Origin of the sequence: Pseudonocardia sp., assembly GCF_029263155.1 — a bacterium.
In the GTDB taxonomy this organism is placed as follows: Bacteria; Actinomycetota; Actinomycetes; order Mycobacteriales; family Pseudonocardiaceae; genus Pseudonocardia.
On the sequence record NZ_JAJCYB010000121.1, the window covers coordinates 1 to 19,723 of the forward strand.

The 19,723-nt window shown below is 74.0% G+C and carries 23 protein-coding genes and 1 pseudogene; 10 read left to right on the forward strand and 14 right to left on the reverse strand.

The window, feature by feature from the left end; all coding sequences use genetic code 11:
- Window positions 1-151: 151 nt before the first annotated feature.
- The 3 genes from Q1K26_RS25845 (at window position 152) to Q1K26_RS25855 (ending at window position 1,444) form a co-directional block, all read left to right on the forward strand.
- Entirely contained in the window at window positions 152-340 is a 189-nt protein-coding gene (locus tag Q1K26_RS25845; protein WP_300018466.1) for a hypothetical protein, read from the forward strand.
- A 70-nt stretch (window positions 341-410) separates the two neighbouring features.
- Window positions 411-1,139: a PIG-L family deacetylase gene (locus tag Q1K26_RS25850; RefSeq protein ID WP_300018469.1), complete on the forward strand. Its 729-nt coding sequence runs from the start codon at window positions 411-413 to the stop codon at window positions 1,137-1,139.
- Between the two features lie 50 nt (window positions 1,140-1,189).
- Complete coding sequence (locus Q1K26_RS25855) at window positions 1,190-1,444, forward strand: hypothetical protein (protein ID WP_300018472.1); 255 nt, start codon at window positions 1,190-1,192, stop codon at window positions 1,442-1,444.
- Between the two features lie 80 nt (window positions 1,445-1,524).
- On the opposite strand, the gene Q1K26_RS25860 is transcribed toward Q1K26_RS25855, so the two are convergent.
- Window positions 1,525-1,815, reverse strand: coding sequence for a hypothetical protein (locus Q1K26_RS25860; RefSeq protein WP_300018475.1), 291 nt, complete (start codon window positions 1,813-1,815; stop codon window positions 1,525-1,527).
- 282 nt (window positions 1,816-2,097) lie between these two features.
- Between Q1K26_RS25860 and Q1K26_RS25865 the strand changes: the two genes are divergently transcribed.
- Window positions 2,098-2,220: a hypothetical protein gene (locus Q1K26_RS25865; RefSeq protein WP_300018478.1), complete on the forward strand. Its 123-nt coding sequence runs from the start codon at window positions 2,098-2,100 to the stop codon at window positions 2,218-2,220.
- On the opposite strand, the gene Q1K26_RS25870 is transcribed toward Q1K26_RS25865, so the two are convergent.
- Both Q1K26_RS25870 and Q1K26_RS25875 read right to left on the reverse strand, forming a co-directional pair.
- On the reverse strand, window positions 2,207-3,208 hold the full coding sequence (locus tag Q1K26_RS25870; protein WP_300018481.1) for a zinc-dependent alcohol dehydrogenase family protein: 1,002 nt from the start codon (window positions 3,206-3,208) through the stop codon (window positions 2,207-2,209). The genes Q1K26_RS25865 and Q1K26_RS25870 overlap by 14 nt on opposite strands.
- Before the next feature lie 86 nt (window positions 3,209-3,294).
- Window positions 3,295-3,897 (reverse strand): TetR/AcrR family transcriptional regulator, encoded by a 603-nt coding sequence (locus Q1K26_RS25875; protein WP_300018485.1) that lies wholly within the window; start codon window positions 3,895-3,897, stop codon window positions 3,295-3,297.
- 122 nt (window positions 3,898-4,019) lie between these two features.
- On the opposite strand from Q1K26_RS25875, the gene Q1K26_RS25880 reads away from it, so the two are divergent.
- Together Q1K26_RS25880 and Q1K26_RS25885 are read left to right on the forward strand one after the other, a co-directional pair.
- Window positions 4,020-4,811, forward strand: a complete 792-nt coding sequence (locus Q1K26_RS25880) for an SDR family oxidoreductase (RefSeq protein ID WP_300018488.1) — start codon at window positions 4,020-4,022, stop codon at window positions 4,809-4,811.
- Window positions 4,808-6,307: a long-chain fatty acid--CoA ligase gene (locus Q1K26_RS25885; RefSeq protein WP_300018491.1), complete on the forward strand. Its 1,500-nt coding sequence runs from the start codon at window positions 4,808-4,810 to the stop codon at window positions 6,305-6,307. Before Q1K26_RS25880 ends, Q1K26_RS25885 begins: the two co-directional genes overlap by 4 nt.
- 121 nt (window positions 6,308-6,428) lie before the next feature.
- Here the strand turns inward: Q1K26_RS25885 and Q1K26_RS25890 are convergent, their stop codons facing one another.
- The 5 genes from Q1K26_RS25890 to Q1K26_RS25910 all read right to left on the reverse strand — a co-directional run bounded on the left by Q1K26_RS25890 (window position 6,429) and on the right by Q1K26_RS25910 (window position 11,078).
- On the reverse strand, window positions 6,429-6,944 hold the full coding sequence (locus Q1K26_RS25890; RefSeq protein WP_300018494.1) for a hypothetical protein: 516 nt from the start codon (window positions 6,942-6,944) through the stop codon (window positions 6,429-6,431).
- A 53-nt stretch (window positions 6,945-6,997) separates the two neighbouring features.
- Window positions 6,998-7,345, reverse strand: a complete 348-nt coding sequence (locus tag Q1K26_RS25895; RefSeq protein WP_300018497.1) for a TraR/DksA C4-type zinc finger protein — start codon at window positions 7,343-7,345, stop codon at window positions 6,998-7,000.
- 92 nt (window positions 7,346-7,437) lie between these two features.
- Window positions 7,438-8,694, reverse strand: a complete 1,257-nt coding sequence (locus tag Q1K26_RS25900; protein ID WP_300018500.1) for a geranylgeranyl reductase family protein — start codon at window positions 8,692-8,694, stop codon at window positions 7,438-7,440.
- Window positions 8,695-8,858: 164 nt separating this feature from the next.
- Entirely contained in the window at window positions 8,859-10,049 is a 1,191-nt protein-coding gene (locus Q1K26_RS25905; RefSeq protein ID WP_300018503.1) for an acyl-CoA desaturase, read from the reverse strand.
- Window positions 10,050-10,061: 12 nt separating this feature from the next.
- Complete coding sequence (locus tag Q1K26_RS25910) at window positions 10,062-11,078, reverse strand: ferredoxin reductase (RefSeq protein WP_300018506.1); 1,017 nt, start codon at window positions 11,076-11,078, stop codon at window positions 10,062-10,064.
- A 63-nt stretch (window positions 11,079-11,141) separates the two neighbouring features.
- On the opposite strand from Q1K26_RS25910, the gene Q1K26_RS25915 reads away from it, so the two are divergent.
- Window positions 11,142-11,912: a MerR family transcriptional regulator gene (locus Q1K26_RS25915; RefSeq protein WP_300018509.1), complete on the forward strand. Its 771-nt coding sequence runs from the start codon at window positions 11,142-11,144 to the stop codon at window positions 11,910-11,912.
- On the opposite strand, the gene Q1K26_RS25920 is transcribed toward Q1K26_RS25915, so the two are convergent.
- Window positions 11,898-12,404 carry a hypothetical protein gene (locus Q1K26_RS25920; protein ID WP_300018512.1) on the reverse strand — a complete coding sequence of 169 codons (507 nt, stop codon included), beginning with the start codon at window positions 12,402-12,404 and terminating at the stop codon, window positions 11,898-11,900. The two genes, Q1K26_RS25915 and Q1K26_RS25920, sit on opposite strands and share 15 nt — an antisense overlap.
- Window positions 12,405-12,594: 190 nt before the next feature.
- Window positions 12,595-13,842 carry a threonine ammonia-lyase IlvA gene (gene ilvA / locus Q1K26_RS25925; protein WP_300018515.1) on the reverse strand — a complete coding sequence of 416 codons (1,248 nt, stop codon included), beginning with the start codon at window positions 13,840-13,842 and terminating at the stop codon, window positions 12,595-12,597.
- A gap of 111 nt (window positions 13,843-13,953) precedes the next feature.
- On the opposite strand from ilvA, the gene Q1K26_RS25930 reads away from it, so the two are divergent.
- Entirely contained in the window at window positions 13,954-14,217 is a 264-nt protein-coding gene (locus Q1K26_RS25930; protein WP_300018517.1) for a hypothetical protein, read from the forward strand.
- Between the two features lie 95 nt (window positions 14,218-14,312).
- On the opposite strand, the gene Q1K26_RS25935 is transcribed toward Q1K26_RS25930, so the two are convergent.
- Window positions 14,313-14,906: a TetR/AcrR family transcriptional regulator gene (locus Q1K26_RS25935; protein ID WP_300018520.1), complete on the reverse strand. Its 594-nt coding sequence runs from the start codon at window positions 14,904-14,906 to the stop codon at window positions 14,313-14,315.
- Window positions 14,907-14,966: 60 nt separating this feature from the next.
- Here Q1K26_RS25935 and Q1K26_RS25940 point away from each other — a divergent pair, with 60 nt between their 5' ends.
- Complete coding sequence (locus Q1K26_RS25940; RefSeq protein ID WP_300018523.1) at window positions 14,967-15,857, forward strand: oxygenase MpaB family protein; 891 nt, start codon at window positions 14,967-14,969, stop codon at window positions 15,855-15,857.
- A 102-nt stretch (window positions 15,858-15,959) separates the two neighbouring features.
- Here the strand turns inward: Q1K26_RS25940 and Q1K26_RS25945 are convergent, their stop codons facing one another.
- Both Q1K26_RS25945 and Q1K26_RS25950 read right to left on the reverse strand, forming a co-directional pair.
- Window positions 15,960-17,009: a LacI family DNA-binding transcriptional regulator gene (locus tag Q1K26_RS25945; protein ID WP_300018526.1), complete on the reverse strand. Its 1,050-nt coding sequence runs from the start codon at window positions 17,007-17,009 to the stop codon at window positions 15,960-15,962.
- A 28-nt stretch (window positions 17,010-17,037) separates the two neighbouring features.
- Window positions 17,038-17,823, reverse strand: a complete 786-nt coding sequence (locus Q1K26_RS25950) for a hypothetical protein (RefSeq protein WP_300018529.1) — start codon at window positions 17,821-17,823, stop codon at window positions 17,038-17,040.
- Between the two features lie 15 nt (window positions 17,824-17,838).
- Between Q1K26_RS25950 and Q1K26_RS28925 the strand changes: the two are divergent.
- A pseudogene (locus tag Q1K26_RS28925) lies at window positions 17,839-18,198 on the forward strand (MFS transporter); the annotation flags it as partial.
- Window positions 18,199-18,258: 60 nt separating this feature from the next.
- Here the strand turns inward: Q1K26_RS28925 and Q1K26_RS25955 are convergent.
- Window positions 18,259-19,695: a hypothetical protein gene (locus tag Q1K26_RS25955; RefSeq protein WP_300018532.1), complete on the reverse strand. Its 1,437-nt coding sequence runs from the start codon at window positions 19,693-19,695 to the stop codon at window positions 18,259-18,261.
- Window positions 19,696-19,723 lie beyond the last annotated feature (28 nt).

The window sequence follows — 19,723 nt, forward strand, 5'->3', positions numbered from 1 at the left end:
ATCCGATACCCGAGGGCGGCGTAACCATGTCCAGAAGATCGTCGGTAAGCCGTATGCGGGAAAACCGCACGTACGGATTGAAAGGGGGATGGGGAAACAGGACCGCTACGCGGTCCCTGCGCCCCTGACTACCAATGACGACGTCGGCTCGGTGCGCGGGGAGACCACCTGGACGATGGGTTTCGGCCGCGCCGACTGGCGGGTCGAGACCGTCGGGCGGACCGTGCTCACCTCGACCCCCACCGACTTCCACCTCTACGCCCAGCTCGACGCGTACGAGGGAGCGCAGCGGGTCTTCGCGCACAGCTGGCGCGAGACGATCCCGCGCGACCACGTCTGACGACGGACCCGGCCCGCCTGACGATGGCCTGACGGCCGCATACCGGGCCCACCACCGGGTAGCCGGACGGATGCACGCGATCACCTGGGGCCCGACCGGGCCGCCGCCCTGCGACGTGTGGCGGGCCGCGTCCGTCGTCGACGGGGCGGACGGGCCGTGGGCCGAGCGCCTGCCGGACGTCGCGCCGATCCGGATCCGGCGCGGCCCGCGGGTGGTCGTCGTGTCCGCGCACCTGGACGAGGAGCTGTGCGCGGCGGGCGGGCTGCTGGTCCGCCTGGCCGCGGCCGGCCCGACCGTGGACGTGCTGGAGGTGACCGGGCACGACGGCGCCCCGCACGGAGCGGTCGACGACACCACCGCGCGGGAGCTGGCCCGCCGCCGCTCCGGACAGGACCGACGGTTGCGGCTGCTGGGGCTGGGGCCGGTACGCCGTTCCCGGCTGGCGCTCACCGCGCCCCATCACGGCCACGGGGAGACGGACGTGGTCGCCGCCCTGAGCGAGCTGATCGGGCACGATCCAGATCCGGGCCGGCTGATCTGCGTGGCGCCGTGGCAGCACGACGGGCATCCCGATCACGACATCGTCGGGCGCGCGGCCGAGCTGGTCTGCCACGCCTACCGGGTGCGGCTGGTCCGCTACCTCGTCACCGCGGGGGACCGGTGCCCGGACCTGCCCTGGGACCGGGTCCGGCGGTTGCGGCTGCCCGACCGGGTCCGGCTCGCGAAGCAGTCCGCCCTGCCACGGCATCCGGGCGGCTCGGCCTGCGCGGTGGCGACCCACGAGGTCTTCCTCGTCTAGCGCGTAGCTCGGACGAGCCGACAACGGCAACGGAGAACCAGGAGGATCAGATGCCAGAGCGCGACGAGCGGTACGACCGGTCACGGCCGTTCCCCACCGGATCCGGGGGCTCGGTCCCGCCGGACGACGACTGGCAGGCGATCGTCGAGGGCGAGCAGCGACATGCGGCGACGACCACGTTCCCGCTGTGGAGCGGGATCGTGGTGCTCGCCGGGATGATGCTGTGGACGCTCGGGCCGTGGGTGGGTGGTGCCGCGCTGGTGATCGCGGCGATGCTGTGGTCCAACCGGAGGGCGGACTCGTGATGCTGGGCGCGGCCCAGGTCGGCGAACAGCCCGCCCGACAGCCCGGTGGCTCCATCCGCCGTGGCGCAGGCGGTGCCGCGCTACCGGCGGCCGCGGGTCCCGCCGAGCCGGCGCCCGCGGCGCCGGTGCGCCACCGCCAGCCCGAACGCCCCGGCCGAGGCCAGCGCGACCAGCGCGAACAGGACCGCCAGCACCCAGGACCCGAGCCCGACGAACACCACCGTCACCAGCACGCAGAGCACGGTGGCGATCGCGGCGATCCCGGCGTGCAGCTTCAGGCCCTGCTGCCCGTCCGCCGAACTCTCCGGCGCGCCTCCGACCCCCGGTACGGGGGGATCGGCCCGGCCGTGCTCATCACCTGTGGACGTCATGGCACCGGGTACCCGGGCGCGGCAGGGTTCTCACTCGCGCCGCCGCACGATCGACCACATCCATCGCGGCGCCGACGGCCGCTACCGCGACGCCGCGAATGGGGATCCTCCAACCCGAGCGCCTGGACCCGGAGCGGTCCCGCGCGTAGCGTCGGCCCCTCGGCCGCCCGGGACTCCTCCCGTCCCGCACGCCGTGTCCGGCACCTGAGACGGATGTGCGCCCGGACCGGTATCCCGGCGGCCCCGCTCGGCCTACCGCGCCCGGCGCGTCAGGGAGTTCCGATGTCCGACAAGTCGCCCCGCCAGTCCGCGAGCAAGAAGTCCGGCAAGTCCATCAAGGAGAAGCGCGCCGAGAAGAGGGACAAGAAGGACGGCGGCTCCGGCGGCATCATCACCGGGAAGTAGGGCCCACCCGCAGCACCGGCTTGCCCGGCGTCCGGTCCGGTGAGTCGACGTAGGCGTGCGCGGTGGCGACGTCGTCGAACGCGAAGACCCGGTCGACCGACGGCGTCAGCGCGCCCGACGCCAGTCCGGCGCGCACGAAGTGCTCGGCGCGCCGCAGGGCGGCGGGGTCCCCGGTGATCTCGAAGACGGTGTAGCGGCGCATCCACACCGGCGCGTGGCGGCCGCCGGGCAGCGGAGTGGGCTCGCCGGAGAGCCCGCCGTGCACGATCACGGTGGCCCCGCGCGCGCACGCCCGCACGAGCTCCGCGACCCGGGGGCCGCCGACGGCGTCGAGGACGAGATCGGCGCCCGCCCCTCCGGTGGCGTCGCGCAGCACGGGGGCCAGGTCGGACCCGTCGTCGACGAGGACGGCCGCCGCACCGGCGTCGCGCAGGGCGTCCCGGCCGGTCGCCGCGGTGACGGTGGCGATCGGGAGCGCCCCGAGGTGGCGCAGCACCTGCACCGCCGCGAGCCCGATGCTGTTGGCCGCCGCGGTGACGACGACGTGGTCGCCCGGGCGCACCCGCACGGTCTCCTGCACCATCCCGTACACGGTGACGTAGGGCATCCAGATCGCCGCACCCGTCACCGCGTCCATCCCGGGCGGCCTGGCCAGCAGCGCCGCGGCCGGGACCACGGCCTCCTCCGCGTAGACCGGGTAGTCGTTCTGCGAGAACGCCGGGACGACGCAGACGGGGTCGCCCGGTCGCCAGCGCTGCACGTCCGGGCCGGTCTCCAGCACCTCGCCCGCCGCCTCGGACCCGAGCCCGGCGGGCAGGACCGGCTCCTCCAGGTAGGTGCCGCGCCGGAAGTTGACCTCCGCGCGGTTGAGCCCGATGGCGTCGACCCGGATCCGCACCTCGCCCGGACCGGGTGTCCGGACCGGCAGGTCCTCGATGCGCAGCACCTCCGGCCCGCCGGTCTCGTGGAACCTGATCGTCCGCGCCATGCGGGCACTCTACGGCCGGCCGGCGGCGATCCCGTCCGGGAACACGTACCGCAGCGAGATCCGGTCCGGGACCAGCGGGTCGCCGATCACGGCAGCAGGCGGCCGAGGAGGTCGAGCGCCCGGTCGTGCAGGTCGGTGGCGGCCGTCGGCGAGCCGGCGAAGTGCTGGAGCAGGGCCTGCTGGAACAGTCCGTCGAACATCGCGTAGGTCATGGCGGGCGGGGTGGGCACCGGCTCGCCCCGTAGCTCGCCGTAGCGGCTGACGATACGCCAGACCATGCGCTCCAGCGTGGCGTCGATGTCGAGGACGTCGGCGCGGAACGACTCCTCGAACAGGGCCTGCGAGCGCAGGTCGTACCAGAGGCGGTGCATCCGGGCGTCCTCGACGAGCGTGGCGACGAGGCCGTCCGCGAAGCCCCCGGCGAGGTCCTCGGGCGTGGTGGCGGTGGTGACGATCTGGTCGTAGCGCAGCACGCAGGTCGCCTTGTACTGCCGCACGCAGTAGGTGATCAGGTCGACCTTGTCGCGGAAGTAGTAGTGCAGCACGCCGTGGCTGAACGCCGAGTTCTGGGCGATCTCGCGCAGGCTCGTGCGGGCGTAGCCGAGCTCGGACAGCGTGGTGAGCGCCGCGTCCGCGAGCTCGCGGCGGCGTTCCTCGAACTTGTCGGAGGCACGAACGGCTGTGGCCATGGCGAGTGGACCCTACCCGAACCGGCGGTCGTCTGGACGGATGTCCAAGAAAGTCTTGACAGTCGTCAAACACCACTTCTACGTTGTGATCCGCATCATCGAGGATGACGAGAGGCGAGCGCATGACGCAGTTCGATCTGACCGGGAGGCGCGCGCTGGTCACCGGCGGCGCCCGGGGGCTGGGCGCCGGGATGGCGCAGGCGCTGACCGCGGCGGGAGCGCGGGTGATGCTCGCCGACGTGCTCAAGGACACCGGTGAGCAGACCGCGGCCGGTATGGAGGGGGCCGGTTTCGTGCCCCTCGACGTCACCGACGACGCGGCCTGGGAGGCCGCGATCGCGCATACCGTCGCCGAGTTCGGCGGGCTCGACATCGTCGTCAACAACGCGGGCATCGAGGTCACGCAGCTCATCGTCGACACCGATCCCGACGACGTCCGCAAGATGCTCGACGTCAACATCGTCGGCACCATGCTGGGCATCAAGCACGGCCTGCGCGCCATGCGACCCGGCGGCGCGGCCGGCAACGGCGGCTCGATCATCAACATCTCGTCGGTGGCCGCCACCATCGCGTTCCCCGCCATCGCGGGGTACTCCGCCACCAAGGCGGGTGTCGACCGGCTCACCCGCGTCGCCGCGATGGAGGCCGGCAAGCTCGGCTACGGCGTGCGCGTCAACTGCGTCTACCCGGGCCTGGTCGCCACCGACATGGGCATGAAGCTCGCGGTCGAGACCTCGGGGCTGGGGCTGTTCGAGAGCCCCGAGGCCGCCGTCGGTGCGGTCATCGAGCTCACGCCGTCGGGTCGCCTCGGCGAGGTCGCCGACATGGCCGACGCCGTGGTGTTCCTCGCCTCCGACGCCTCGAGGTTCGTCAACGGGATCGGCCTGCCGGTCGACGGCGGTATGGGGATGTGAGTCTCACCCAGTACCTGGACAAGGGGGCGTCGCTCGGCCGCGACGCCCCCTGTCTGGTCACCGACTCCGTGGCGCTGACCTACGGCGACGTGCAGGACCACAGCCACGCCGTCGCCCGGGCGCTCGCGCGCTCGGGCGTGGCGGCGGGGGACAAGGTCGGCATCCTGTCCGGCAACGACCCGGTCGCGTTCGCGACGGTGTTCGGCATCGCCCGCCGCGGCGCGGTGTGGTGCCCGATCAACCCGCGCAACTCCGCGGCCGAGAACGCCGAGCTGCTGGAGCTGTTCGACTGCACCTGCCTGATCTACGCGGCGGCGTACGCGCCGCTGGTCGCGGAGATGGAGCTGCCCTCGACCACGGTGCAGGTGTGCCTGGACGATCTCGACGCGTGGCTCGCAGACGGCGTCGACTTCGACGCGGGCACGACCGACGACACCGTCATGATCGTCGGTACCGGGGGCACGACCGGCCGGCCGAAGGGCGTGCAGCTCACCGACCGCAACATCGAGACGATGACGGCGCTGACGCTGATGGGCTACCCCTACGAGGGGCGACCGGTCTACCTGGCGATGGCGCCGCTCACGCACGCCGCCGGCGTGCTCTGCTTCCCGGTGATGGCGCTCGGCGGGCAGGTCGTGATCCTGCCCGGGCCGGATCTCGACGCGTTCCTCGACGTCGTGCCGCGCCGGCGTGTGACGCACACGTTCCTGCCGCCGACGGTGATCTACATGCTGCTCGCCCACGAGAAGCTGGCGGCAGCGGATCTCTCCTCGTTGCAGTGCTTCTGGTACGGCGCCGCGCCCATGTCGCCGGCCCGGCTGGAGCAGGCGCTCACCGCGATCGGGCCGGTGATGGCGCAGCTGTTCGGCCAGTCCGAGGCGCCGATGATGGTGTCGATGATGGCGCCGTCCGCCCACTTCCGGCCCGACGGATCCGTCGCCGTCGAGCGGCTGTCGTCGGCCGGGAAGCCCGCACCCCTGGTCACCGTCGCGATCATGGCGTCGGACGGCACGCTGCTGGGCACGGGCGAGCGCGGCGAGATCGTCGTACGCAGCTCGCTGGTGATGGCCGGGTACTACAAGGACCCGCAGGCCACGGCGGAGGCGTCGGCGCACGGCTGGCACCACACCGGCGACATCGGCTACCTCGACGACGACGGCTACCTCTACATCGTCGACCGCGCCAAGGACATGGTCATCACCGGCGGGTTCAACGTGTTCTCCGCGGAGGTGGAGCAGGCGCTGATGGAGCACCCGGCCGTGCGCGACTGTGCGGTGGTGGGGCTTCCGGACGAGAAGTGGGGCGAGCGGGTCACCGCGGTGGTGCAGCTCCGACCCGGGGCGGCGGCGACGGAACCGGAGCTGCGCGCGTTCGTCAAGGAACGGATCGGCGGCGTGAAGGCGCCCAAGCAGGTGGAGTTCTGGCCCGACCTGCCCCGGTCGAAGGTGGGCAAGGTGCTCAAGACCGACATCCGGGCGCACCTGCAGGGAACCTAGGACCGCCCGCGGCGAGGATCCCGCGCGCGCGACGCGGTTCGCGCGCCGACCTGCGTCTCGCGCGCTGCCGGCAGCGCGCGAGACCCTGTCCGGCGCGCGAGGCGCGGGCCGAGGCGCCCGATCAGAGCAGGTCGCGCACCTGGCGGGCCAGCCGGACCGCCGCCTGCTCGTCGCCCTCGGCGGTGGTGTCGTTCGTGGCGACCTGCACCAGGCACAGCCGGTCGGCCGCCACGAACTCGACCGCGCCCGCCAGCGCGCGCATGCCGTCACCGAGTGGCTGCTCCGGGCCGAATGCGGGGTCCAGCGGGGGCAGCACGCCGGCTGCCGCGGTGCCGGAGCTGCCCACGTCCAGGGTGACCGAGTGGTAGTTCTCGGGGTTCTCCCAGGTGCACCCGCCTCCGTCCCCGCCCCCGGTGGTCGGGGACGCGCCGCCGTTCGGGCCGATCAGCGCCTCGACCTCGGCCTCGGAGAGCAGGGCGCAGGCGTCGACCGCGTCGGCCGCCGGTTCCCCGCGGGCCTCCTCGGCCGCCGAGATCACCTCGGGCGTGCCGGAGGCGGGAGCCGCCGGGGCGGGGGCGCCGCAGCCGGTGGCGGCGAGCAGCACGAGCAGGGAGCAAACGAGGAATGTGCGGGGCATGCACTCCAGGAGCCATCGGGGTGGCCGGAAAATACGTGGTCGCCGGGACGGTCTCACCGACCGGGCCGCCGGGACCCCGCGCAGGCGATGCACGTCTCCGCGGCGGGCAGGGCGTCGAGGCGCTCGGGCGCGATCGGGCGCCCGCAGCGCAGGCACCGGCCGTAGGTGCCCGCGGACAGTCGGGCGGCGGCGCGGTCGAGGGCGTCGAGGTCGGCGCGGGCGCCCGCCAGCAGGCCCTGCAGCTGAGCGCGCTCGTAGCCGATGGTGACGCCCTCGGGATCGTGCTCGTCGTCGTGGGTGGTGAGCGCCTGCTGCTCGGCCAGCGCCGCGACCTGCGCGGCGAGCGAGGCGATCCGCTCGGCCGTGGCCGCCCGCTCCGCGGCGATCGCGTCCGCACGCATGTGTCCCCACCCCCACCGCCGCACGTCGGAGCCACAGTGCTGTTCTGGGGCGCCTGGACCAGCAGTATGGCTCCGAAGTGCGGCGGGTGGGCTCAGCGGAGGAGGTCGGCTGCTGGGAAGGGGGGCCTGGGGTCCAGGCGCAGGCTGAGCCTGCCGGCCGCGCGCCAGGCCCGCGCGGTCAGGTCGCGGTCCTCGTCGGTGACCAGGTTGCCCATGACGCGGAGCGCCACCGTCATCAGGGCGCGCGAGCGCATGCCGACCGGGCCGGCCAGGGGGAGCAGCTTCGGAACGGTCAGCAGCCCGGCCAGGCGGCGGGCGATGGAGAACGCCTGGCCGTAGTGCGTGCGCAGGGTGGCGGGCCAGGCGCTGCCGAGATCCCGTTCGTCCGCGATCAGCTCGGCGGCCAGGCGCCCGGTCTCCAGGCCGTAGTCGATCCCCTCGCCGTTGAGCGGGTTGACGCAACCCGCGGCGTCGCCGATCAGCGCCCAGTTGCGGCCCGCGACGCCCGACACCGCGCCACCCATCGGCAGCAACGCCGACATCGGGGCGCGCACCGGGCCGTCGAGCTGCCAGTCCTCGCGGCGGGCGTCGGTGTAGTGCTCGATCAGGGAACGCAGCCGGATCTGGGCCGGACGCTTCGCGGTGGCGAGCGTGCCGACGCCGATGTTGACCTCCCCGTCGGAGAGCGGGAACACCCATCCGTAGCCGGCCAGCACCTCGTCCTGCTCGCCGCGCAGCTCCAGGTGCGAGGAGATCCACGGGTCGTCGCTGCGGCCCGATCTCACGTACCCGCGCGCGGCCACGCCGTACGCGGTGTCCTTGTGCCACTCCCGGCCCAGCACGCGGCCCAGCGTGGAGCGCGCCCCGTCGGCGACGACCAGTCGCTCGCAGCCGATCGTGGCGCCGTTCTCGAACACGACGCCGGTGACGCGGTCGCCGTCGCGGACCACGTCGACCGCCTTCGCCCCCTCGACCGGGACGGCGCCATCCTTCAGTGCGGCGTCGCGGATGCGGGCGTCGAGCTCCACGCGGGGGACGGCACCGCCGTGGTCGGGCAGCGACCCGCCGGGCCACGGCAGCTCCAGCACCTGCCCGAAGCCGGTGGCGCGCAGGCCGCGGTTGGTGCCGTGGGTGCGCACCCAGTCTCCGAGGTCGAGCTTCTGCAGCTCCGCGATGGCCCGCGGGGTGAGGCCGTCGCCGCACGGCTTGTCGCGCGGGAACGTGGCGGAGTCGGCGAGCACGACGTCGCGCCCGTGCCGGGCCGCCCACGCCGCGGCCGCGGACCCGGCCGGCCCGGCCCCCACCACGAGCACATCGGTGGAGGTCGGAGGCGTGGTCGGTGCGGGCATGGCTCCCAGTATCCCGGCCCGCCGCGGTCACGGCGCGCCCGTGCGGCGCGACGCGCGTCTCACCCGACCCGCCGCGTGCCGCTCGCGAGGGGGCCCGGCCCGATTGCAGCAAGGCCACCTTCACGCAACCAGACTGCATGAAGGTGGCCTTGCTGCAACGTGGATCAGGCGGCCGGCCGCGGCGCGGGGGTCGGCACCGGGGGGACGGCCGACGGCGCGGGCGCCGCCCTCCTCGGGGGCAGGGCCAGGCGGTTGATCGTGCGCAGGACCTGGGCGTACTGCGTCCACAGCGGGCCGGAGGTGTACTCCAGGCCGTACTCCGCGCAGATCGCCCGGATCTCCGGGGCGATCTCGGCGTAGCGGTTGCTGGGCAGGTCGGGGAACAGGTGGTGCTCGATCTGGAAGCTGAGGTTGCCCGTCATCAGGTGGAACAGGGGGCCGCCGTCGAGGTTGGCCGAGCCCAGCATCTGCCGCAGGTACCACTGGCCCCGCGTCTCGTCCTCCAGCTGCTCCTCGGAGAACTGGACGGCGCCGTCGGGGAAGTGCCCGCAGAAGATGATCGCGTGCGACCAGAGGTTGCGCACCAGGTTGGCCGTGGCGTTGCCGGCCAGCACGGGCAGGAAGAAGGGGCCCGCCAGGGCCGGGAAGACCATGTAGTCCTTGGTGAACTGCCGGCGCACCTTGCGCCCGATCGCCTTGAGCTGCGGCCAGACCGACCGCAGGCTCTTCTCGCCCGAGGCGATCTTCTCCGCCTCCAGGTCGTGCAGTGCGACGCCCCACTGGAAGAACGTCGCCAGCAGCGCGTTCCACAGCGGGTTGCCCAGGTAGTAGGGCCGCCAGGGCTGCTCGTCGGACATGCGCAGGATCCCGTACCCCACGTCGCGGTCGCGGCCGACGACGTTGGTGTAAGTGTGGTGTTCGTAGTTGTGGGTGTACTTCCACGCCGCGGCCGGGCTGGTGTTGTCCCACTCCCACGTGCTGGAGTGGATCTTCGGGTCGCGCATCCAGTCCCACTGGCCGTGCATGACGTTGTGGCCCAGCTCCATGTTCTCCAGGATCTTCGACGCCGAGAGCATCGCGGTGCCGGCGATCCACGCGGGCGGCAGGACCCCGGTGAACAGCAGCGCGCGGCCGCCGATCTCCAGGTAGCGCTGCGTCCGGATCACGGAGTGGATGTAGGCGGCGTCGTCGGCGCCCCGGGAGGCGACGACCCGGTCGCGGATCGCGTCCAGGCGCCTGCCCAGCTCCTCCACCTGCGCGGCGCTCAGCCCGGCGGCCACCGGGGAGGGGCGCGAGGCGACGGTGCGGACCGGCGGGCCGGGGGTGCCGGTGGGAGTGTCGAGGGTGCTGGTCATCGGGAGCTCCTCTCAGGAGATGTCGAGGCGGGCCGGGCCGGTCGCCCCGGTGATGCAGGTCTGGACCAGGTCGCCGGGCTCGCCGTGGATCTCGCCGGTGCGCAGGTCGCGCACCTGGCCGTCGCGCAGCGGGACGACGCAGCGCAAGCAGATGCCCATGCGGCAGCCGCTGGGCAGGAGCACGCCGGCGTCCTCTCCGGCCTCGAGGAGGCTGGCACCGGGATCGACGTCGACGTCCCGATCACCGAACGTGACGGTGCCGCCGGTGCCGCCCGTGCTGCGTACGGGCGGGGTGAAGCGCTCGACGTGCAGGCGGTCCAGGCCGCGTCCGTCGTTCTCGGCCGCCCAGTGCTCGGTGGCCGCGTCGAGCAGCCCGGCCGGGCCGCAGACGTAGGCCTCGCGGTCGCGCCAGTCGGGACACAGCGTGTCGAGCTCGGCGAGGTCGAGGCGGCCGTGCTCCGTGGTGTGCCGGACGGTGGTGCCGGGCCGCGCGCGCAGCTCGTCGCCGAAGACGACCTCGGCGGGGGTCGGGGCGCTGTGCAGGACGACCACGTCCGGGTGCGCGCCGAGCGTCCGCAGCATGCTCATGACGGGCGTGATGCCGCTGCCGGCGGTGACCATCAGCAGCTTCGCCGGCACGGGGGAGGGCAGGACGAAGTCGCCCGCCGCCTGCTCCAGCCGCACGATCGCGCCGACCGCGGTGTCGTCGACGAGGTGCCGCGAGACGAGCCCGTCGGGCAGCGCCTGCACGGTGATGGTGATGTTCTCGTCGCCCTCGGGTCCGGACAGCGAGTAGGTGCGCCAGTGCCGCACCCCGTCGATGTCGACGCCGATGCGCACGTACTGGCCGGCGCGGTGGCCGGTCCACGCGCGGCCGGGGCGGATGGTGAGCGTGGTGGCGCGGGCGGTCTCCCGGCGGATCCCGACGACCCGGCCACGCAGTTCGGTGGTGGACCACAGCGGGTCGACCAGTGACAGGTAGTCCTCGGGGAGCAACGGGGTGGTGAGCGCGGCCATCGCCTTGAACATGACATCAGTGCAGCACAGTGCGATGTCACATAGCAACACGAGGGGCCTGTTATCGTGTGTCACATGTTCGAGGGCGAAGACGATGTCGAATGGCGGACCATCGACGAGCTGGCCCGCGTCAGCGGCGTCACCGTCCGCAACATCCGCGCCTACCAGGCCCGCGGGCTGCTTCCTCCGCCCCAGGTCAGGGCCCGTACCGGCTACTACGGGCCGGGTCACGAGGCGCGCCTGGACCTGATTAAGGAGCTGCAGGGCGAGGGCGTCAAGCTCGACGTCATCAAGAAGCTGCTCGACACCACCGGGGGCTCGACCGAGCAGGTCGTGCGCTTCATCCGCACCGTCCGCAGCCTGTTCGCGGTGGAGGACCGGCAGATCGTCACCCTGGCCGAGCTGGTGGAGCGGTTCTCCGAGACCGACCCGAACCTGGTCAAGCGGGCGCAGAAGATGGGGCTGCTGACCGAGATCAGCGAGGGCCAGTACGAGGAGACGAGCCCGCGGCTGATGGCGGCCGCGCAGGCGATGACCGAGATGGGTGTCCCGATGACCCGCTCGCTCGACGTCGTGGAGCAGCTGCGCCAGCACGCCGACGGCATCGCGAAGGTCTACGTCGACCTGTTCCTCGGCGAGATCTGGCAGCCCTTCGACGCCGAGGGGCGCCCCGACGACCAGTGGCCGCGGCTCTACGAGGTGATCGGCAACCTGCGCAGGGTCTCCGGCGACGCCATGCTCGCGGTGCTGGAGCTGGCCGTGGCCGAGCGCCTCGACGTCACGTTCGGGCGCGACATCGTCCGCAACGTCCGGACCAGCAGCAAGCCGCCCTCACCCGCCGAATGAGATCCCGCCCAGGTCGTCGAACCGCGGTCGGCCGGGAGCGGACCGGTCGGCGACGAGCACGACCTCCCGGGCCGTCCACCGCGCGTCGACGGGGAGGCCGGCCAGCTCGCGCGGCACCTTCCCGCGAGCGAGCACGAGGTCGGCGCGGAACGGCTGCGGGTGGGTGACGGGCACGAGCTCGCGGGTGGCGTCGAACACCGCGGCGCCGAGCGCGTTGAGGCCCGACACCGGTGCTCCGAGCCACTGCCCGCCCAGGCGCACGGTCCGCGGGCCCAGCACGCAGCGTGCGGCGGGAGCACCGTCGAGCTCGGCGTCCAGCGCGTCGAGCAGGGGGCTCACCACCTGGTCGGGCACGTGCCCGAGCGGCCGGACCTTCACGATCCACTGCTCGGGCACCGACCAGTGGACCCCGGCGAGATCGGGGCGCTCCCAGGCAGCGAGCCTGCTGAGCACCTCGGCGGGCGGGCGTACCGCCACCGCGAACCGGACCATGGGCGAAGCGTATGTCGGGCGTGATCCCCCCACACCGGGCCATCACGGTGGGTGATCGCTACGCTCGGTAGCGCGTGCCGGTGAGGGTGCCCCCTGCCGGTTGCGCACCGGCGGCCGCCGCGTGGTTGTCCCCTCCACCCCCGGCGGCCGCCGGTCCATCCGGCTGTTCGGACGTGGGCGGCCCGGCGGTTCAGATCAGGAACCGGTACGCCGTGCTGCCCGGGGCCACCAGCTGGATCTTCAGCGGGCTCGCCTCCATCCGCTTCCACAGCGGCTCGTAGCCGTCCCGATCGGCGAGCTCGATGCCGCACAGGGCCGCGCCGGTCTCGCGGTTGTCGCGCTTGACGTACTCGAACAGCACGATGTCGTCGTCGGGGCCCAGCACCTCGTCGAGGAAGCGGCGCAGCGCGCCGGGCTCCTGCGGGAACTCCACGAGGAAATAGTGCTTGAGGCCGCGGTGCACGAGCGAGCGCTCGACGACCTCGGCGTAGCGGCTGACGTCGTTGTTGCCACCGGACAGCAGGCACACGACGGTGGACCCGGGGGCGAGGTCGAAGGCGTCCAGGGCGGCCGCGGCCAGCGCGCCCGCAGGTTCGGCGATGATCCCGTCGGTCTGGTAGAGGTCGAGCATCTCGGTGCAGACGCGGCCCTCGTCGACGGTCACGAGCTCGGCGCCGCAGTCGCGGATCAGGCCGAACCCGGCGTCACCGACGCGGCGCACGGCGGCCCCGTCGACGAAGGTGTCCAGCTCGGCCAGCGTCACGGGCTCCCCGGCCGCCAGCGCGGCCGTCATGCTGGCCGCGCCGGCCGGCTCCACGCCGACGACCCGCACCCCGGGGTGCCGTGCCGCCAGCCAGCCGCCGACCCCGGCCAGCAGTCCACCGCCCCCGACCGGGACCACGACGACGTCGGGCGGGTGGGCGAGCTGGTCGAGCACCTCGACGGCGACCGTGCCCTGCCCGGCGATCGTGCGCACGTCGTCGAAGGCGGGGACGACGGTGGCGCCGGTGTCCGCGGCGTGCTCGGCGGCGGCGGCCGCGGCCTCGTCGTAGGTGTCGCCGCCGACGACCAGGTCCACCGCGCTCCCGCCCAGCGCGACGATCCGCTCCCGCTTCTGCCGTGGCGTGGTGCTCGGCACGTGCACCCGGCCCCGGATCCCCAGGCGCGCGCAGGCGTAGGCCACTCCCTGCCCGTGGTTGCCCGCGCTCGCGCACACCGCACCGGCCGCCCGCTCGGCCGGGCCGAGGCCGGCGAGCAGGTTGTAGGCGCCCCGGAGCTTGTAGGAGCGCCCGACCTGCAGGTCCTCGCGTTTGAGCCACACGTGCGCTCCGGTGGCGTCGCTGAGGCGGGAGTTGCGCTGCAGCGGGGTGGTGCGGGCGACGCCGGACAGCCGGACGGCTGCCGCGGCGACGGAGTCGGCGAACGGGTCGGGGGTCACGGGCCCGATCCTCCCCGGCGGTCCGGCCGCCCGGACGGGGCCCCCTCACCCGAACCGGTGGAACCACGCTGAGTTAACCGACGTGACACCTTGTGTAGGCACAGTGGTCGGATGCCGATCACCGATGACGACCACGGCGGGTACGTCGCCGGCCGTTACCGCGACGGCTCGCTCAGCGACGCCTGGACCGACGTGCTGCGCTGCGCCCCGGGCACGTTCGTCCGCTTCGTGCCGAGGTGCGCGTGCGGGTGGACCGGCCGGGAGCGTCCGGCGACCCCGGCCGCGTCGACGGCCTGCATGCAGGAGTGGTTCGTGTCGCACGTGGTGCCGCTGCCGACCCGCGAGCCCGCGCGGGATGCGCTCATGCGCGCATGATGCCCCGGGTCGTCGGCTCGCGCTCCGTTGCAGGAAGGCCACCTTCATGCAACGGGATTGCGTGAAGGTGGCCTTCCTGCAAGTCGGAGGGGGAGTCAGGCCAGCAGGGCTCGTGCCGTCTGCTTCCACAGCGGCAGGTGCGGGTCGGTGGCGGGGTCGCGGGGGTCGATCGCGTAGGTCAGGCCGACGCCGCGCATGCTCGTGAACAGCAGGTCCCTGACCTGCGGGTAGCGGGGGTGCGCGGTGAGGTCCGGGCCGAAGAAGCGGTCGAGCGCGGCGCGGATCGCCGTGCCCAGCTCGCGCTCCTGGGGCAGCAGCACGCCGCGGAGGTCGGCGTCGGTCCGGGCGGCGGTCCACAGCTCGACGGCCGCCCAGAAGTACGGCTCGGCGAACGTGCGCCACATCAGCTCCACGCCGCGGTCGAGCCGTGCCGTGCCGGTCAGCGCAGCGTCGTCGTCGACCCGCTCGATCGCCGCCGCCAGCCGCCGGTTCGCGAGATGGTGCGATGCGGCCACCAGCAGCACCTCCCGCGACGGGAAGTGGTGCAGCAGCCGGCCCCGGGACACCCCGGCCCGGGCCTGGATGCGCAGCGTCGTGGCGCCGGCGTAGCCCGACTCGACCAGGCAGGCGACGGCGGCGTCGAGGATCCGGGTCCGGCTCTCGGCGGTGCGCTCCTCGCGGCTGGCCACACCCGAAAGCGTAGACGGTCAGCGTTGACTCTTTCTTGTGCTCGCCCGTAACCTCCCGGCATGGGCCGCTTCGACTGGCTGCTGCGGATCGAGCAGCTCGATCCCGTGGTCGACGCTTTCGAGATCTACCGGATCAGCGCCACCCACGAGTTCCCGTGGGACTACAACCAGTCGCTGTCCTTCGCGCTGTTCCGCACCTACGCGGTGCCGAGCATCGGGCGCCTGCTCGCCGAGACCGGCGAGTTCACGCAGGCCACGCAGAAGCGCTACGACGACACCGCGCTGATCCTCGACGCGGTCCAGGAGCACGGCCACCACAGCCCGCAGGGCCGCGCCGCGATCCGCCGGATGAACCAGATGCACGGCGCCTACGACATCTCGAACGCCGATTTCCTCTACGTGCTGTCCACCTTCGTCGTGGTGCCGATCCGCTGGATCGACGAGATGGGGTGGCGGCGGCTGTCCGAGCACGAGCGGATCGCGGGGGCCAACAACTACCGCGAGCTCGGGAAGCTGATGGGCATGAAGGACATCCCGGCCACCCACCAGGAGTTCGCCGCCTACCTCGACGACTACGAGCGCGAGCACTTCGCCTTCGACCCGGGTGCCCGCGCCGTCGCCGACTCCACGCTCGCGCTGTTCACCACGTTCCCGCCCAACCACCTCGCGCCCGCGAAGCTGGTCACGCGCTTCTCCTACGGCCTGATGGACGACCCGCTGCGCGCCGCGTTCCGGTACCCGCGGATCTCGGCGTTCGAGCAGCGCCTGGCCCGCGGGGTCGTCCAGGCCCGCAGTGCGATGGTGCGGCGGATGACGCCGCGCGCCGAGCCCAAGTACGCGCGCCACCTGCCCAACATCCGCAGCTACCCGAACGGCTACGACGTCGCCGCACTCGGCACCTTCCCGCGGGCGGGCGGCTGCCCGGTGCCGCACGGGACCGAGCCGGCCTGACCCGACCGCGGCGGTCCCGCACGGCCCCGGGGTCCGGGCGCCGCACACCGGTCGCGACCGCCGTCCGGGCGACGCAGCCACGGGGCGAGCGGCCGGGACCGGTCAGGGTGGCGGGCCGGTCGTGGTGCCGACGCGCAGGGACACCGGGAGCTCGACGTCGCCCGGGTGCCCGCCCGCCACCAGGTCCATCGCGATCTGCGCCGCGCGGCGGCCCTTCTCGTCGGTCGGCTGCACGACCGTGGTGAGGCGGGTGGCGCCGAGCCAGTGCAGGTCGGCGCCGTCGAAACCGGCCACGCTCACCTCGCCGGGTACCGCCAGCCCCAGCTCGGCCGCGGCCGCCAGCACGCCGGCGGCGAGGACGTCGCTCTGCGCGATCACCGCCGTGGGCCTGCGGTGGGCGGGCACGTCGAGGATCGCGCGGCCGGCGTGGATGCCGTCGGCGACGGCGTTGCTGGCCGTCTCGTACACCGGTACCGGCCCGAACACGTCCTCGACGCCCAGCAGGCGGTGCCGCACGTCGCGGTAGTGGGTGCGGGCCCGGCGGGCGGCGTCGACCGGGCCGCGGCGGCCGTCCAGGCGCAGCGGCATCGCGACGATCTCGACCCGACGGTGGCCCAGCCCGTGCAGGTGGCGGGCCAAGGAGGCGGTGCCGCCGCGGTCGTCGATGTCGACCAGCACGACGCCGTCGGCGACCGGCCCCTCGACCCCCACGATGGGGACGCCGCGGGCCCGCAGCGCGTCGATCGCCGGGTCGTCCTCGAGGCCGCAGGTCGCGAAGATCGCGGCGTCGAGCGGGATGCGGGCGATCTGCTCGGTGGACGGGCGGCCGGTGTCGCCCGCGAGCAGGAGCAGCCCGACCCCGTGCGGGCCGAGCACCTCGGCGATGCCGTCGAGCAGTGCGACGGCGACGGGGTCGCGGAAGGCGTAGAGCAGCCGCTCCCCGACGAACGCTCCGATGACGCCGCTGCGTCCCCGGCGCAGCGAGGCGGCGCGCGGGTCGGGGCCCGCGTAGCCCAGCTCGGCGGCGGCGGTGAGCACGCGCTCACGGGTGGGCGCCGCGACGCGCGGGCTGCCGGAGAACGCCAGCGAGGCCGTGGACGGGGACACGCCGGCGTGCGCGGCCACGGCGGCCAGGGTCGGGCGTGCGCTCACGGCCCGAACGGTAGCGGTGATCCTCGCATCACACCGGAACCGGTTGAGCCGGGACGGGCGGACCGCGTACCGTCGCATCGAATCGATTCGATCGGAGTCCGACGTGACCACGCTGCTGCGCACCCGCACCGCGGTGGTGGTGGCCTTCGCCGCCAACGGCCTCGCGTTCGCGTCGTTCATGAGCCGTGCTCCGGCCGTCGGCGACACGCTCGGGCTGTCCACGGCGGAGTTCGCGCTGCTGCTGCTGTGCCTGTCCGTCGGTGCGGTGATCGGGCTGCCGCTGTCCGGGCCGCTCGTCGCGCGCTTCGGGCCGGGCCGGGCCGTGCTTGCCGGCGCCCTCACCGTCACCCTCGGTCTCGCCGGGCTCTCGACCGGCCTGCTCGCCGGCGCGGTGCCGCCCGCGGCGGCCGGCCTGCTCGTCACCGGGCTCGGGATGGGCGTGTGGGACGTCGCGATGAACGTCGAGGGTGCCGACGTCGAACGCCGCCTCGGCCGGCCGCTCATGCCGCGCCTGCACGGGGCGTTCAGCCTCGGCACGGTCGGCGGCGCCGGTGTCGGCGCGCTCTGTGCCGCCCTCGGGGTGCCGCTCGCCGCCCAGGTGCTCGGCGTCGTGGTGCTGGTCCCGCCCCTCATGATCGTCACGGTGCGGTTCTTCGCGGCCCCTCCCGCGCCGCGGGAGCCCGGTTCGGGGGGTGGCGTGCTGGCCGCCTGGCGGGAGCCGCGCACGCTGCTCGTGGGGCTGCTGGTGCTCGCGTTCGCGTTCACCGAGGGCACGGCCAACGACTGGATCGCCTACGCGCTGGTCAACGGGCACGGCGCGAGCGAGACGGTGGGCGCCGTCGCGTTCGGGTGCTTCGTCAGCGCGATGACGGCCGGGCGGTTCTTCGGCGGGTCTCTGCTGGAGCGCTTCGGGCGGGTGGCGGTGCTGCGGGCCGCCGCGGCGGTGGCGCTGGTCGGGCTGCTGCTGGTCGTGCGGGGCGGGTCGGCGCCGATCGCGCTGGTGGGCGCGCTGTTCTGGGGCGTCGGCGCGGCGCTCGGGTTCCCGGTCGGGATGAGCGCGGCCGCCGACGATCCCGCACGGGCCGCGGCACGGGTGTCCGTCGTCAGCTCCGTGGGCTACACCGCGTTCCTGGCGGGGCCACCGCTGATCGGCCTGCTCGGCGACCGCGTGGGGATCCTCCCCGCGCTGCTCGTGGTGCTGGGGGCACTCGTGCTGGGGCTGGCGGCGGCGGGCGCCGCGCGGCCGGCGCTACTGGAACGACACGAACACCGGCGGGACCGGGCCGACGTCCAGCGTCTGCGCAGGCGTGAACGTCGGGGTGTCCTCGTCGAAGAAGTTCTTCCAGCCCCAACCCACGCCGGGCGGCTCGCCCTCGTGCAGGGCGTTCCAGGTGCCGAGCTTGAGGTCGGGGGTGCCGAAGCCGTCGGCGTGCAGCACCACGGCGAGTTCGTCGCGGGAGGTGTCGAGCCGCTCCCGCTCGCGGATCATCGACAGCCGGAACTGGTGGACCATCAACAGCTTCTGCGGCAGCGCGTTCTCGGCGGTCAGATCGGCCAGCCAGGTGATCACCGAGTTCACCTCGTCGACGCCGACCGTGCCGATCTGCTCCAGCGGCCGCTGGTCGGGACCCAGGCGCCACTCCGGATCCAGGGCGAGCCCGACGTGCGGCTGGGCGAGCAGCTCGGTGTAGCGCTGCGCCTGGGTCAGGAAGTCGGTGCGGCCGGGCTGCAGGTCCAGCACGACGTAGACGCCCGCCTCGCGGGCCGCGTCCACCCACGGGCGCAGGAACTCGACCTCGGCCTCGGAGCTGTAGTCGCCGTCGGGGCCGGGGCCGCTGTCGGCGATCGTGCTGATGAGCTCGAACGCCGGGACGACCGGCTGGTCGGAGACGGCGTCGTACTCGGCGGCCAGCTCCCGGGCCCGCGCGATCGAGGCCGGGATGTCCTGCTCGCCGAGCACGCCCAGCGCGGGCACGCCCGGGTGGCCGTAGAGCGCCACCATCCGGCGCCCGGGGAACAGCACCTGCCCGCCGCCGGGGAGCTGCCGGCCGGCGGCCGCGACGTCGAGGCGGGTGGCGAGGGTGTCCGCGTCGCCGAACGCGGAGCCCAGGGCGATCACGTGGGCCGGGCGCGGGTCCAGGCCGGGCGGGGCCGCGACGCGGGGGTCCGGGTCGGTGACCCGCTCCACCCGGGCACCCGCCGCCCGCGCCGTGGCCGTCGCCGCGGAGGCGGCGTGGGTCGCGAGCACCAGCACCCCGGGTCGGGGCGTCGGCGGGGCCACCACCGGGGCGTCGGCGACGGGCCGGTCACCCGCCCAGGCCGCCGCGGCGCTCCCGAACGGCAGGACGGCGGTGGCGCCCAGGCGGTCCAGCTCGGCGGCGACACCTGCGGGGTCCCCGTCGGCGGGCGTGAGGAGCAGCGGCAGCCCCGACCCGCTCGCCTCGTCCTGGGCGGGCGGGTCGTCCGCCCCGGCGAGCGCCACCACCGGGGACGACGCGAACAGCGCACCCGACACGGCCACCGCCAGCGCGGCCGGATCGTCGGTCCCGAGCACCGTGACGGCCTCGGCCGGCGTGCTGACCTGCGGTGACACCGGCGGGTCCGGAGCCTGCGCCGTACACCCCGCGACCAGCAGCGCCGCCACCACGAGTGCCCACGCCCGTGCCCTGCCCGGTGATTCCCCCACCTGACGCGACCCTAGGTCACGTCCGGCC